The 13,435-nt window shown below is 35.4% G+C and carries 23 protein-coding genes and 4 pseudogenes; all 27 read left to right on the forward strand.

The features are described from left to right. Nucleotides 1-30: 30 nt before the first annotated feature. A complete protein-coding gene (locus tag ACNFN4_RS19640; protein WP_022553140.1) occupies nt 31-792 on the forward strand; it encodes a DNA-methyltransferase in 762 nt (253 codons plus the stop codon). 38 nt (nt 793-830) lie between these two features. Next, complete coding sequence (locus ACNFN4_RS19645) at nt 831-1,616, forward strand: DNA-methyltransferase (RefSeq protein WP_022553141.1); 786 nt, start codon at nt 831-833, stop codon at nt 1,614-1,616. A gap of 50 nt (nt 1,617-1,666) precedes the next feature. Further along, complete coding sequence (locus tag ACNFN4_RS19650; protein ID WP_014417940.1) at nt 1,667-1,885, forward strand: hypothetical protein; 219 nt, start codon at nt 1,667-1,669, stop codon at nt 1,883-1,885. A 279-nt stretch (nt 1,886-2,164) separates the two neighbouring features. After that, complete coding sequence (locus ACNFN4_RS19655) at nt 2,165-2,362, forward strand: hypothetical protein (RefSeq protein WP_041482544.1); 198 nt, start codon at nt 2,165-2,167, stop codon at nt 2,360-2,362. A gap of 187 nt (nt 2,363-2,549) precedes the next feature. Further along, nucleotides 2,550-3,308 (forward strand): hypothetical protein, encoded by a 759-nt coding sequence (locus ACNFN4_RS19660; protein ID WP_103526879.1) that lies wholly within the window; start codon nt 2,550-2,552, stop codon nt 3,306-3,308. Between the two features lie 535 nt (nt 3,309-3,843). After that, nucleotides 3,844-4,071 carry a hypothetical protein gene (locus ACNFN4_RS19665; RefSeq protein ID WP_448200413.1) on the forward strand — a complete coding sequence of 76 codons (228 nt, stop codon included), beginning with the start codon at nt 3,844-3,846 and terminating at the stop codon, nt 4,069-4,071. Then, on the forward strand, nt 4,072-4,269 hold the full coding sequence (locus ACNFN4_RS19670; RefSeq protein WP_021493494.1) for a hypothetical protein: 198 nt from the start codon (nt 4,072-4,074) through the stop codon (nt 4,267-4,269). 72 nt (nt 4,270-4,341) lie between these two features. Then, nucleotides 4,342-4,680 carry a hypothetical protein gene (locus ACNFN4_RS19675; protein ID WP_021493493.1) on the forward strand — a complete coding sequence of 113 codons (339 nt, stop codon included), beginning with the start codon at nt 4,342-4,344 and terminating at the stop codon, nt 4,678-4,680. 62 nt (nt 4,681-4,742) lie between these two features. After that, complete coding sequence (locus tag ACNFN4_RS19680; protein WP_041482546.1) at nt 4,743-4,922, forward strand: hypothetical protein; 180 nt, start codon at nt 4,743-4,745, stop codon at nt 4,920-4,922. A 92-nt stretch (nt 4,923-5,014) separates the two neighbouring features. Further along, on the forward strand, nt 5,015-5,383 hold the full coding sequence (locus ACNFN4_RS19685) for a hypothetical protein (protein ID WP_423734638.1): 369 nt from the start codon (nt 5,015-5,017) through the stop codon (nt 5,381-5,383). Then, nucleotides 5,384-5,824, forward strand: coding sequence for a hypothetical protein (locus tag ACNFN4_RS19690; RefSeq protein ID WP_022553144.1), 441 nt, complete (start codon nt 5,384-5,386; stop codon nt 5,822-5,824). Next, nucleotides 5,817-6,014 carry a hypothetical protein gene (locus ACNFN4_RS19695; RefSeq protein WP_041482547.1) on the forward strand — a complete coding sequence of 66 codons (198 nt, stop codon included), beginning with the start codon at nt 5,817-5,819 and terminating at the stop codon, nt 6,012-6,014. The genes ACNFN4_RS19690 and ACNFN4_RS19695 overlap by 8 nt, the downstream gene beginning before the upstream one ends. 44 nt (nt 6,015-6,058) lie before the next feature. Beyond that, complete coding sequence (locus ACNFN4_RS19700; RefSeq protein ID WP_014470225.1) at nt 6,059-6,352, forward strand: hypothetical protein; 294 nt, start codon at nt 6,059-6,061, stop codon at nt 6,350-6,352. A gap of 36 nt (nt 6,353-6,388) precedes the next feature. Then, nucleotides 6,389-6,580, forward strand: a complete 192-nt coding sequence (locus tag ACNFN4_RS19705) for a hypothetical protein (RefSeq protein ID WP_448200414.1) — start codon at nt 6,389-6,391, stop codon at nt 6,578-6,580. Nucleotides 6,581-6,612: 32 nt separating this feature from the next. Continuing rightward, a complete protein-coding gene (locus tag ACNFN4_RS19710; RefSeq protein WP_448200438.1) occupies nt 6,613-6,741 on the forward strand; it encodes a DUF1653 domain-containing protein in 129 nt (42 codons plus the stop codon). Nucleotides 6,742-6,821: 80 nt separating this feature from the next. Then, nucleotides 6,822-7,289: a hypothetical protein gene (locus ACNFN4_RS19715; protein ID WP_448200415.1), complete on the forward strand. Its 468-nt coding sequence runs from the start codon at nt 6,822-6,824 to the stop codon at nt 7,287-7,289. An 89-nt stretch (nt 7,290-7,378) separates the two neighbouring features. After that, a complete protein-coding gene (locus tag ACNFN4_RS19720; protein WP_448200416.1) occupies nt 7,379-7,585 on the forward strand; it encodes a hypothetical protein in 207 nt (68 codons plus the stop codon). A 104-nt stretch (nt 7,586-7,689) separates the two neighbouring features. Then, nucleotides 7,690-7,920 (forward strand): hypothetical protein, encoded by a 231-nt coding sequence (locus ACNFN4_RS19725; protein WP_448200417.1) that lies wholly within the window; start codon nt 7,690-7,692, stop codon nt 7,918-7,920. 21 nt (nt 7,921-7,941) lie between these two features. Then, a complete protein-coding gene (locus ACNFN4_RS19730; protein ID WP_326156187.1) occupies nt 7,942-8,301 on the forward strand; it encodes a hypothetical protein in 360 nt (119 codons plus the stop codon). Between the two features lie 30 nt (nt 8,302-8,331). Next, a complete protein-coding gene (locus ACNFN4_RS19735; RefSeq protein ID WP_020954075.1) occupies nt 8,332-8,481 on the forward strand; it encodes a hypothetical protein in 150 nt (49 codons plus the stop codon). Nucleotides 8,482-8,499: 18 nt separating this feature from the next. Next, on the forward strand, nt 8,500-8,850 hold the full coding sequence (locus tag ACNFN4_RS19740; protein ID WP_022553148.1) for a hypothetical protein: 351 nt from the start codon (nt 8,500-8,502) through the stop codon (nt 8,848-8,850). Then, complete coding sequence (gene nrdI, locus ACNFN4_RS19745) at nt 8,847-9,242, forward strand: class Ib ribonucleoside-diphosphate reductase assembly flavoprotein NrdI (RefSeq protein WP_448200418.1); 396 nt, start codon at nt 8,847-8,849, stop codon at nt 9,240-9,242. Before ACNFN4_RS19740 ends, nrdI begins: the two co-directional genes overlap by 4 nt. Then, nucleotides 9,205-9,924: pseudogene (locus ACNFN4_RS19750) on the forward strand (ribonucleotide reductase N-terminal alpha domain-containing protein); the annotation flags it as partial. The gene nrdI and the pseudogene ACNFN4_RS19750, both read left to right, overlap by 38 nt. A 106-nt stretch (nt 9,925-10,030) precedes the next feature. Further along, the gene (locus ACNFN4_RS19755) at nt 10,031-10,714 is read left to right on the forward strand and encodes an HNH endonuclease (protein ID WP_264818652.1); all 684 of its coding nucleotides are present in this window, start codon (nt 10,031-10,033) and stop codon (nt 10,712-10,714) included. A 153-nt stretch (nt 10,715-10,867) separates the two neighbouring features. After that, nucleotides 10,868-11,290 (forward strand): annotated as a pseudogene (locus ACNFN4_RS19760) (ribonucleotide-diphosphate reductase subunit alpha); the annotation flags it as partial. A gap of 280 nt (nt 11,291-11,570) precedes the next feature. Then, nucleotides 11,571-12,527, forward strand: a pseudogene (locus ACNFN4_RS19765) (ribonucleotide-diphosphate reductase subunit alpha); the annotation flags it as partial. 230 nt (nt 12,528-12,757) lie between these two features. Beyond that, a pseudogene (locus ACNFN4_RS19770) lies at nt 12,758-13,342 on the forward strand (ribonucleotide-diphosphate reductase subunit beta); the annotation flags it as partial. Between the last annotated feature and the right edge of the window lie 93 nt (nt 13,343-13,435).

Below are 13,435 nucleotides of genomic sequence, written 5' to 3' on the forward strand. Positions count from 1 at the left end.
TAAATTAAATCATAGGATAGGAGAATGCCAATGACGAAAGAGATTTTAGGAAGTTTAGAATTGAATCGTATTTATCAAATGGATTGTCTGGAAGGAATGAAATTGATTCCGGATAATAGCATTGATATGATTTTATGCGATTTACCTTATGGACAAACATCAAATTCATGGGATTCAGTTCTACCATTAGATAAATTATGGAAGCAATACAATAGAATAATCAAAGACAATGGAGCAATTGTATTGACAGCAAAAGGAAAATTTAAAATAAATTTAATTAACAGTAACTTTAAAAATTATAGATATGAATGGGTTTGGGATAAAAACAAAGGAGCAAATTTCCCTCATGTCAAAAGAATGCCATTAAATGTTCATGAGTATGTGGTTGTTTTTTATAATCAACAACCTGTTTACAATCCACAAATGACAGAGGGAAAACCGTACAAACAAATTAGAAAAGAGGAATCTCTAAAAGGGATAGCAGACAACATAAATAGAAAAACAACAATTTCAAATGGAAAAAGGTATCCAAAGTCAATAATTAGAGTAGAAGGTATTGCACAACGTAACATTTGTCACCCTACACAAAAGCCTGTTGAACTCTTTGAATATCTCATTAAAACTTATTCAAACGAAGGAGATATAGTGTTAGACAATTGTATGGGTTCGGGAACAACAGCAGTGGCGTGTGAAAAATTAAATAGGAAGTGGATTGGTTTTGAAATTGTTAAGGAATATATAGCGATAGCAAATAAGAGGTTGGATTACTTTCATAGTATTAGCGAGTCCTGATAAATGATCAATTTTAAAGAGAAAAAGGAGTTGGATTATTGGAGTTGAACAAGCTTTTCAATGAAAATTGCTTAAGTAATGAACACAATAAAGGAATGAATCGTGTTCCAGATAAATCAATTGATTTGATTATATGCGATCTACCATATGGTGTAACAAATCGAAATAAGTGGGATGAAATTTTGCCTTTGGAAGAGCTATGGAAACAATACAAAAGGGTTATTAAAGACAATGGCGCAATTGTTTTAACAGCTGTAAAACCTTTTTCTTCATTGCTTATTGCGAGCAACCCTAAGATGTACAGATACGATATCATTTGGGAGAAAAATAAAAGCACTGGTTTTTTGAATGCTAAAAAAATGCCATTGAGATCACATGAGGAAATCTTAGTTTTCTATAAAAAATTACCGACTTATAATCCACAGAAAACAACTGGGCATAAGCGCGCAAATACATATACAAAGCACACGAGTGATGGAACAAACTACGGAGAAACAAAATCAGGAATATCAGGTGGCGGACAAACTGACAGATACCCAACAAGTGTTTGGAGAATACCTGTAATGAATAACGATGATCCCAGAAAGTTTCACCCAACTCAAAAACCCGTAGAGCTTTACGAAAAAATTATTAAAACATATTCAAATGAAGGCGACACGGTTTTAGATAATTGTAGTGGAGCTGGAACTGCAGCGATTGCCTGTATAAACACAAATAGGAATTACATTTGTTTTGAATGGAATAAAGACAATCCTGATCAATATTATGGACGTTCATTAGAATGGATTAAGGAGCATGAGCAGCAAGTATTCCAAACTGTATAAAATTTGTCTTTTAAAGAGTAAAAATAAAATACAAGAGGTGAGTCGATCCTATGGTTAACTATCCAGAAAGTTTAAAAGAGGAAGCCGAAAAAATTAAAGATGAAGTAAGAAGCGGCAAATTAGACGAGGGGAAAATAAAAGCCATTGCTAAGTCTGCGGTTGAGTTTTTAAGATCTCAAGAAAAGAGTCATGCTCATTGTGCAGAAGTTGCTGGAGCGATTGCCGCAAACCTAGATGAGTTCTTCAAGTCTTATCTAAAAAAGGATTAATACAACAGGATAACAAGAAAGGATAAAGGGATGTTTATTGAAAAGGTACTATGTTAGATGTAAAGATCATAAAGACGAAAATACGTCTTTGATAATTGAGGCACTATCACCTGAACAGGCAAAACGAAAGGCATTAGACATACATAAAGTAAAGATCGTTTATAACGTGAGCATTGGTGAAGGAACGTCAAGGAATTATCTTGAACGAAAATATTCTCCATACATAAAAAATAACAACAGCAAGGCAGTAATTATCTTTTCATAAGGGAGGACGGATCCGTGTACATATCTGATCCAATAAAAGAAACGCTTGTGCAAAATATGGATCAACTTAGCATCAGAGTTGATGAGTTGTTCATTTACCTTGAAAATGAGTTGCCTTCAACATCTGAAAGACAATGGAAAACTATAGACAAAAAATTCGGTGAGATATTTACTAAATCTAAGGAATTACAAAATTACATAAGTTGTTTATAAAGGTGAGCAATATCCCTTTGTTATAAGGACATGTGTGTTACTTAATATTCAAAATCATCAGTATTTCTTAACAATTATTTATATGATTGGTAGCATTTATTAAAGAAAGAAGGTGATTTATGAGATTGTCTGTTTGATAAGTTTTGATGCCAGATGAGGATTATATTTTTACAAAGGGGATATTTTAATGAACAATTTTTATCGAACGATCTTAGCACTAGTTGCCGTGTTTGTCCTGGCCTTTTCAACATTTCCTCCGAACAGTGATGCAAAGAGCACAATCTCAACAGATAATGTCGACAAGGGTAAAGTAAAATCAGAGGCAGAATTTATTGCAGATCACACTATTGATGTGAGTAAAAAGACTAAGGAAAAACTTCTATCCAAGGCAGAAAAAGCAATTGAAGATGGAGACATTAAGTATCATAAATCAAACGAAAAGGTATTTGATAATGCATCAGTTAGAGGTATCAAGTATGATGATGGAACAGTAACTTATTCGGTTTCTTATTTATACGTGGACAATGAAAAAGTAGACAGAGTTAGCTCATTCAATGTTTCGTTTGATAGCGATATGAATATTGAAGAGTACTATGAAGTTGACATGAAGAAAATCAGCAGTACTCAAAACGAAATGAATTATTGGGTTAATGGTGTTAAGGATGAGGACAAGTCAGGGGTCTTTGAAACAAAACAAACTTCAGAGGACAAAGTAAGTTCATCTAACATGATGAGTGCTCAGAAGAGTTGGACTGGATGCGTATCAGATTGCTTAGGTGATAAGAATATTAGCCAATGGGCAATTACCGGTTTAGCTATTTTATGTGGAGTTTCATGCACAGCTGGTGTTCCAGCAACAGCGGGGACTGCTTGCTATGCTTGTGTAAATTCTGCTGGTATTATTGGTGTAAATGCATTCTTTGATTGTATGGAGAAGTGTAAATGATAAATATCTTAAGTAAAATACTATTTATTTTGTCTGGTTGCGCATTGTTGATCTTTGGGATAATTTTAAAGGATGGATCAATGGCTTTTGGGTTGTTTGCCTTATTCTTCATAGCAGCAATAATCGTTCGTGTATTTCATAAACGAACTCAAAACCATTAGCAGCAGCCTTATTGTACTGTAGGGGAGGAAACTCTCCTACTTTTTAAAAAATATTTAGAATAAAAATAAAATAGTTATTGATTAATTGATGAGATGCGAGTATATTAGAAATATAGGAAGCGAGGTGATGCATTGGAGTGTGTTAAATGCAAGGATCACATTGGCGACATAGTTTATTACATAAGAATAGCTGACAACAAAGAATATAAGGAATTCGCGGTACATAAAGAATGTGGAGAAGCAATCAAGAAAGAATGCATTGAAAATTGTAAAGACATGAAATTAGAAAAGACATTGGGTTACTTACAACTACTTTAAGAGTAAAAATAAAATATTCCTTTTATCGAGATTCAAATGAAATGGAGAGATGTTAAATGGATAAATTGAAAGTTTGTTTACATAAAAAAGGTGCTCATACGTTAGAAAGAACTGTTAATGGGGGCTGGATATTAGATTCAAAACAAATTACTCAGGATCAAGCAATTAATGAACTAGCTGAAGCGGTTAGTGATTTAGGATATTGGTGCCAAGTAGCAAAAGATGTTTTAGAAGAAGACTTCAATGCAGTTCAAGAGGCGTATGAATACAAAGAGGAGGTATAAATGGCTAAAACAAGACTAAACGGTTATTGGGATAACCGGCTAGATGCAAATGAAACCGTCTATGTAGATAGAGTATATAAGAAAGGATATGTAACAGGATTTAAGTATTTACAAGTTGGGGAGCATGAAGTTATTTCACCATTTAGGGCTACATATGAAGAGTTAGAGGGGAAATTTAATCAACGGAAATATTCATAATTTCCCGGGCAAGCGCAGTATACGACAAATTAGAACAATCAGAGATCACTGTTTTAAGAAAGGGTGGAGTAAATGGCCAACACACAATCTTTAAAAGAGAAAAAAGAAAAGCTAGAGAAAGAGAAAAGGATTTTAGAAGAGAAACTGAAAGATGTTGAGTCTAATATTACTAAAATTAATAATATGCAAAAGCCTTATGTAGCAAATGTCTCAGCATATAGTGGGCATTACTCAATGCAATTTGAAAAAGAGGAAAAAGCAAAGAAAAAGCTATATGAATATGCAAGTAAAAGATATTTCAAAAATGGGTTGAATTATGGTGTTTATCTTTATAAGTGGAATGAAGACGGGAGCAAAACACTCTTGGAATCAATTCCACTAGGACGTGAAAATTTTGAGCCTAGGCTGTAAGAGGCTATTTAAAGCAATCAATTATAAATAAAATTCAATTTTTATAAAGAAAGGGGAAAACCATGAGAGACATTACATCCGAATTCACATTAAGAGGAGTAAACAGGAAAACTCTGAAACTCCTGGCAACTAAGAGTATTGATTATCCAGATACATGGGTAAAGGTACAAATTGGAGATCAAATGGCAGAAGTTGAGGCCAAACAGCTATTGGTGGCAATAAATGCATTTAATGAAATGTAACGTTAAAGACATCCTTATAAGGAGGTGAATGAGTGGGACGCCATAAAGCAACATTTGAAGGGAAGGTAATTAAGAAAAGTTGGACATTAGGCCTGTGTGATGCCCTTGTACCAATTGAACAGCAATGTGAATATCAGACATTTTTTGAAGGGATCATCGACTTAGACCCAATTGAAGTCGAAGGGAAAGTGTATATCCCAGGGTTTAACGAATATGTAGTCGTAACAGACAGGCAGCGCAACACAAAAAATGAATGGACATATCAGACTGACAAGGTCATTAAAACAATTGAAGATAAAGAGAGCCTTGAAAAAGCGATTCAAACACAAGAAAAAATAGAGAAATGGAATCAGCAAGTTAAAGAAAACTATGAACGCTTTAAAGAGGAAGAAAAACGTAAAACTTCCTGGTGGAAGAGGTTTTGGTTTTCTAAATTAAAGAATGACAAAGGGGAATTTTGAATGAATAATATTATACTTAATTATAAGGTTGGGACTGCATTAAAGGAGTTAGTCAAAACGATTGGAAAAGCTGAGCTTTATAAATTTGAAAATTTATTATGTCATTACAAACACAGCAATAAGTATGAGGGAGAAACTCAAAAACAAATTTCAACAGTCGTTGATTTTGTAAGAAGTTCAGAGAAAAATCGAATTGCATACTATAATGCTTTATCTAATGATTTTACGGTATTAGAAGAGGAGGACTACAGCGGAGAGCTGTCTTATGATTTTTATAAAAATGAAGGGGCGGCTGTCTTCATTAAAGGAAAAATGGTTTTTGGAATTCATCCCGACAACCTTCACAATAATTTAAGGGCTTTGGAAAATGGAGATTTAAAAATAAAGTGGTGGCAAATATATTGTCGTAATGAAAAAAAGGAGGCATCTGAAAATGATTAAATCTCAGAAAGTTAATGTTTTTAGAGAGACGTTACATTGTGATGAATGTGATAAAGCTCCAGAGCTTGTATTTTCAAATATGATGCTCACATCAAACCCGCCGAAGTATCCGTTTCAATGCCCATTGTGCATGAAAAAAGTTTATATGAAAACAACCTATCCAAAGGTTAGATATGATGCAGTTGATTGAAATTTAATTAAAAGTTTTATTTCATTGAAAACGAGGGGCGAATAATGAAAAGTTTTGAAAAACTTGTTGTAATTGATGGATATCAATTTAGAATCACATTCTTTGCCAAAGAAACCAGTCGCCTCGGACAGTGGTTAATAGACGAAGTTGTGGTTAAGGACAATGAAAAAAACAAAGTTGTATACCGAGGCAATCCATTCTTCGGAAGTGCCCAGACACTTAAAGGTGCGTTTGAAGAGTCTGCAAGAGCTGCAAGAAAACGTTTATTAAGAAGCAAAGAAATTAATAACGATATTAAAGAATTGGAAAGCTGGGATGGAGTTATAAATTTTAATTAAAAGGATGATTTTAAAGAGGTAAGGGGGGAAGACGTAATGGCTTATGATGAGATCAATGGGAAATTAATTAATCCTAAAGTTAGTGATGTAATTAAAGCGTTGCAAGACCAACTTGATTTTAATGGAGATACGCTAATTAACTTCAGGATTGATGGTGAAGAAACAAGTAATGAAATTCAATTAGATCCATATAAAAATGTTCTTGTGTTGCATTTAGAGGAAGTTTAAGGAGGAAAGCTACAATAGACACATTTGATTTTATCGGATGTCATTATAAACACTATAAAGGTGGGATTTACAAGATTATTGGAGAGGTCATTCACACTGAAATAGAAGAAAAGCTGGTTACATATGAAGACCAAGACGGTGCTCTTTGGGCAAGACCTTAAGAAATATTCTTTGGAAAAGTGATTATTGATGGCAAAGAGATTAAGAGATTCACAAAAACAAAATAAAAGGAGAATTGGTTATGGGAATTAAAGCAGCAGTTTTTAAAATAAAAGCAACTTGTTACGCTCATGAAGGGTTTAATGACGAAAGTGAATCTGTTCAAGGGGCTGCGTTAGAACAACTAGGCAAGGACATCGTAGATCATTTGCTCGAAAACGGTGTTGATGATGTGAAAATTAAAGGCGATTACGTTGAGGAATTGGAAGTTGAAAAACCCGTTATGAAGTATTTTGAAGTGAGCGATCCCTATTATGCGTTAATTAAAGCTTATTCAAAAGAAAAGGCAATGAAGCTGTATACAAAAGAAGTTGCTGATGATAACGGGGAATTAAGTGATGAGATGACTGAAGTTGGGCAAGTTTATGCGGCAATACGACAAGGAAGGGCTTCAGGAGAAGATAAAGAGCTTATGCCGTTTAAACAGGTTCTTGAAGAGATTTCTAATGACGAAGAAATGGTGTTGCTTATCGAGGGCAGTTTACTGTAACGGATAAAAATACAAGGAGGTGAACTCATCTGGGAATAAGTCAAAGACAGGGAAAATATACCAAAGAATCGATTGAAGAAACAAATTCAATGGCAGAAATAATTGGTCGTGATAAAGCTGTTAGTGAAGTGTTGCTTCTATTAAGGGAAAGAGTGTTGCTTCTTCAAAGCCGATACAATTTTGGAGAAGTGGAAATAAGATTAAATGAGCTCATGGAGCTGTATGAAAGTATCAATAAACTTCAAAGAACAGGAAAGGATGATGAAGACTGGAATACACTAAACATGGAAATTTAGTAGAAGGCTATATAACATTCAATCTTTATTTTGAGACATTTGAATACAAAGAAGATAGCTTATTAGAACAAGTAAAATTCACCACAGTTAAAGAGTTATTCAACATGATGCAGCCAGACTATATTGAAGAATTAAAGCAAGAAAACGGTGCAGATCAGGTTGAGGCTCATGATATCACTTTTAGTGCTAAAGAGGATGATACGGAAGCTTTCATAACAATGTACGACAACTCAGGAAACTATCGAGTCTCAACAAAATTAGATGTAGATGGCTTGGATAGCGAGTATAAACAAACATTACAAAACATTAAAAGCATTGTAGATAAAAAACTTTAACTTCAAGAAAGGATGAGGAAAATGAATATTAGAGAGTTTATTGATGAGCAGAGAAAAGATGAAAAGTTCTTGGGTCTGAGATCAAAATTAAGGGAACTAATTGAATACAGAAGATTGGAACTTGTTGAAATGCTTGGTTATAAAATCGATAAGTTGGATCAAGAACAACTTATGGAATTCAAAGATAAATTCAGTGAATTAACTGCATTTAAAGAAAAAGTACGTAATGATCCTTTTAGCATTAGTTTGGAGGATATTGGAGAACTCCTATGTTTCCAAAAAAATAAGGAAGGTAGATACAAAACTTTGGAGCATATTTTGAGTAAAACGATTGATCCATACATTGATAAACCAAAACAGGCTACAGTTATTTGTGGATAAAATCACAGTTTCATAGGAAGGGGAAGCAAAATGAGTGCAGCAAGAAAGTGGAGAGATTTGAGAAGCAAATTAATTGGATATAAGGTCTACGGTAAGTTCAGCGATGTTGTTATTGACCATATTCTCAATGATATGGATAAGTTAGACGTAAGACATGACAAAGATAAAAACAAAAAATAAAGAAAAGGGAGTTGTGGAATGGGAGCTGCTAAACAGTTATACGTGAAGCGCAGTCACTTTGTAACTTTGGATGAAGCAAAAGAAAATACGCAAGTACATATGAAGAATGGTGGTTCTTACACTGCTTTAAAAGGAGAGCTGATTGCGACCAATTTTGAAGGGGATCAAATGGTTATCACACAAGAGCAGAAAGCAGATTATATCCCAGTACCAATGTCAGAGCTTTCTGATTTAAAAGCTAAAATGGCCAAAGGTTACATGGAAATGGGAGATATTAATTTAGAAATGTCTGAAGCATTCCATTATGCTGAAAATGAAGCAGAAACAACTACAAACAGCTTAGTTAACGGGGAATATAAAGAATATTGATTATTACATATGAAAGCAAGACAGGTAACGTGAAAAGGTTTGCCCAAGCATTACAAAGGGAGTTAAACTTCGATGTCATTGAAATTACAGATGACTTAATCGTTGAAGAAGAATTCATACATATTACATATACGATAGGCTTTGGGGAAGTACCTGAAAGGACTTTTAATTTTATTATTAAGAATAAAAATAAAATAAAAGGAGTTGCTGTGAGTGGTAACAAGGCTTGGGGTGATAACTATGGTTTAGCTGGGGACAAGCTTTCAGCAATGTTCCACGTACCATTGTTATTAAAGTTTGAACTAAGTGGAACAAAACAAGACTTGCAGAAGATTAATCGGGAGGTACAACTTATTGACAAACACAATACCAAAGTGGATCAAGCTCAATAATGAGATCATGATTCAGAAAGACGGGAAGTTTCAATTTGATAAGGATAAGGAGGCAGTACACAGCTACTTTGTTGATTACATTAATCAAAATACAGTCTTTTTCCATGACTTGAAAGAGAAACTGGATTATCTGATTAAAAATGATTATTACGAAGATGAATTCTTAAGCGAATACACATTTGAACAGATTAAATCGATTTTTAAAATTGCTTACAGTTACAAATTCAGATTCCCATCTTTCATGAGTGCCTTTAAGTTCTACAATGACTATGCATTGAAGACAAACGACAAAACAAAGATCCTGGAGAGATACGAGGATCGTGTCTCAATTGTAGCTTTATATTTCGCAGGTGGAGACTATGAGAAAGCGGTTAAGAATGTGCGTACTATGATGAAACAAGAGTATCAACCAGCTACGCCGGCTTTCATTAATGCAGGTCGTAAGCGAAGGGGTGAAATGGTCAGTTGCTTCCTACTTGAAGTAGGTGACAGTTTGAATGATATTTCACGTGCTATTGATATTTCAATGCAACTGTCTAAGTTAGGCGGTGGCGTAGCATTAAACTTAAATAAATTAAGAGCCAAAGGCGAAGCCATTAAAGATGTGGAAAATGTAACAAAAGGTGTCGTAGGCGTGATGAAACTTCTTGATAATGCGTTCCGTTACGCTGACCAAATGGGTTGATTTGGCCCCTTTCGTCAGAAATGGCGATCGAAAACCTCTTTAATTCATGGGAACTCCTCAGATGGTTTGGGTCAATCACAAGCCAAAATAAAGGGGGACAATCATGAGCGAAGCAAGACGACCGCATAACAAGTTAGATATTGATGAGAATTTTATTCGCGAAAATTATAGTTCAATGACTGCCAAAGAAATAGGAGAAAAATTGGGCGTTTCCAGAGAAGCAATTAATCACCGTGTAATAAAGATGGGGCTAAGGAAAACACAAATTCCCTTTGTTTTAATGAAGGGAGAGATAGTTACTCCAATTCCTGATTTCCCTGGGTACGGGATTACAAATCATAGCAGAGTGATTAATTTGAAAAAGAACACTGTTTTAAAGACTAAGATTGATGGTGAAGGATATGTAAAAGTGACCTTATATAAGGAAGGTAAGCAGGTCGGTAAACGAGTACATAGGTTAGTTGCACTCAATTTTATACCTAATCCTGAAAATTTGCCTTATGTAAATCATATCGACGGTAACAAAGCGAATCCAAAGCTCTCAAATTTAGAGTGGGTTACACCAAAAGGAAATGCTCAGCATGCTTTAAAACATGGACTGCTTTTGATTGGAGAAAAAAGCCCAAAGGCTAAAATTACTGAAATTCAAGCACTGTCAATTTTAAATGATTTTAAAAGTGGTAAGTCCATTAAAGAACTCTCTGAAATACATACATATGCGAGTAAAACAATCATTAAAAAAATCTGTTTGCGGCAAAAGTGGAAACACTTAGATCAAACGTCTTGAACGTGCAACGACTAGCCGAAAGGCGTAGGCTGCAAGCTATTGGCAGTCGAAACAGGAGGCACCCTTAGAGGGTGAAGATATAGTCTAACCTTCATGGTAACATGAAGCAGCCGTATGGCGGGGCGTGCTTAGCGAACACGTCTGAATGGTCTGCAAAGACAAGGGTCAGGAGCAGTTTATCTAAGTGTATTCCATCCAGACATCACAGACTTCCTGGATACCAAAAAAATAAGTGCTGATGAAGATGTCCGAGTTAAAACACTGTCTATTGGTGTAGTTCTTCCTGATAAATTTATTGAATTGGCAAGAGAAGATAAGGATTTTTACATGTTCTATCCTCATTCAGTTTACAAAGAATATGGACAGTATCTTGATGAGATGGACATCAATAAAATGTATGATGAGCTTGTTGAAAACCCTAGGGTTAGAAAAGCCAAAGGAAATGCTCGAAAGTTGTTGGAGCAATTGGCCATTCTAAGAAGTGAATCTGGCTATCCGTATATCATGTTTGCTGACAATGTAAATAAAGTGCATCCAAATGAACATATTTCAAAAGTGAAGTTTTCTAATTTGTGTTAACTGTAGCACCTTCGGTCAGCAATGATCGTAGCAAACCCGTCTAAACGGTGAAACTCTATTCAATAGACAATACCGTGCTAAACCGCACCTTGCGGAAATGCCGAACGACTATCGAAACCACGCATACGCGTAAGGGAGTAGAGTACATCGCAAGCATATGGCGATGGAAACGGCGGGCGACCTTATAGGTCGATGATATAGTCTATTCTTACGAGTGATCGTAAGCAGTTCATAAGAGAACGGACGAGAGTGTTGCGCCTTTCGTTGAATATTAAAGTCAGAGGTACTCCAAGCATCACAAGTATCAGTTTATACAGATTACGATCAGGAAGATGAAATTGGATTAGATATCTCATGTAATCTTGGATCCATGAACATTGTAAATGTAATGAGTAATCAATCAATTGCATCAACGGTCAGAATAGCAATTGACTCGCTGACAACTGTTACAAGGAAAACAAACATTGTAAATGCCCCAGCTGTTGCGAGAGCAAATACACTAATGCGATCAATTGGTCTAGGACAGATGAACCTACATGGTTTTCTGGCTCAAAATAAAATCTCTTATGAAAGTGAAGAGGCTAAGGACTTTGCAAATACATACTTTATGATGGTTAATTTCTACTCCTTGCAGCGTTCAATGGAAATTGCAAAAGAAACAGGGGAGACATACTACAAGTTTGATGGATCAACCTACAAATCAGGCGAGTATTTCGAAAAGTACGTGACAAATGATTATAGCCCTAAATATGAAAAGGTTAAAAGCCTATTTGGAGATCAACATATTCCTAACATTGAAGATTGGATGAAGCTTAAAGAGGATGTGATGAAATATGGTTTGTATCATTCGTATAGGCAAGCTGTTGCACCTACTGGAAGCATCTCATATGTTCAATCATCTACGGCCGGTGTAATGCCTATTATGGAGAGAATCGAGGAACGTACATACGGAAACAGTAAGACATATTATCCAATGCCAGGTTTATCGGCTCAGAATTGGTTCTTTTATAAGGAAGCATACGACATGGATATGTTTAAGGTAGTTGATCTTATTGCCACTATTCAGCAGCACGTTGACCAAGGGATTTCATTTACGTTGTTCTTGAAGGATACGATGACGACAAGAGATTTAAACCGGATTGATTTATATGCGCATCACAAAGGTATTAAAACGCTGTATTATGCTCGAACGAAGGATACAACTCAAGAGGGTTGCTTGTCATGCGTTGTTTAAATATCTATACGGACAAACGCATCACAGAAGTCGGTGAAGTCTTTCGATATCTATATATTAGCCTTGGATGCTTTCGACTTGTATTTGCGTTAGGAGAAACAGTTTGGTATGAGAAGGGAAGAAAACGACGGATTCCTATATTTTTTAAGAAAGATCGAAATGTTTTCTTCTTTTATTGTTATTACCTTGCAGTAGCTATTGGAGTTCCAGAAGTTAAGGAGGACGAATAATTGACAAAAATTTATGACGCAGCAAACTGGTCAAAGCATGAAGATGATTTCACCCAGATGTTTTACAACCAAAATGTGAAGCAGTTCTGGCTTCCCGAAGAGATCGCATTAAACGGCGATCTCCTCACTTGGAAGTATCTTGGAACAAAGGAACAAGACACTTATATGAAAGTTTTAGCTGGGCTTACCTTATTAGATACAGAGCAGGGGAACACGGGTATGCCGATTGTGGCCGAGCACGTTGAAGGGCATCAAAGAAAAGCAGTATTAAACTTTATGGCCATGATGGAAAATGCTGTCCATGCGAAATCTTACAGCAACATCTTTCTAACTTTGGCTCCAACCGAGAAGATCAATGAAGTCTTCGAATGGGTGAAAAACAATAAGTTTCTTCAAAAGAAAGCAAGAACAATTGTTTCAATTTATAAAGCAGTTGAGAAAAACGATGATATTTCCTTATTCAAAGCAATGGTTGCATCTGTGTTTCTGGAGAGTTTCTTGTTTTACTCAGGGTTTTATTATCCACTTTACTTTTATGGACAAGGGAAGCTCATGCAGAGCGGTGAGATCATTAACCTGATTATTTAATAGTCCCTTTTGTCGGCAACGGCAAATGCGAACCTCTCTAATTGCTGGAAAATCCTTTTTAGGACAATCAGCAGCGAAGCTATGCGAACC

It is taken from the genome of Bacillus sp. N1(2025), from assembly GCF_053470005.1.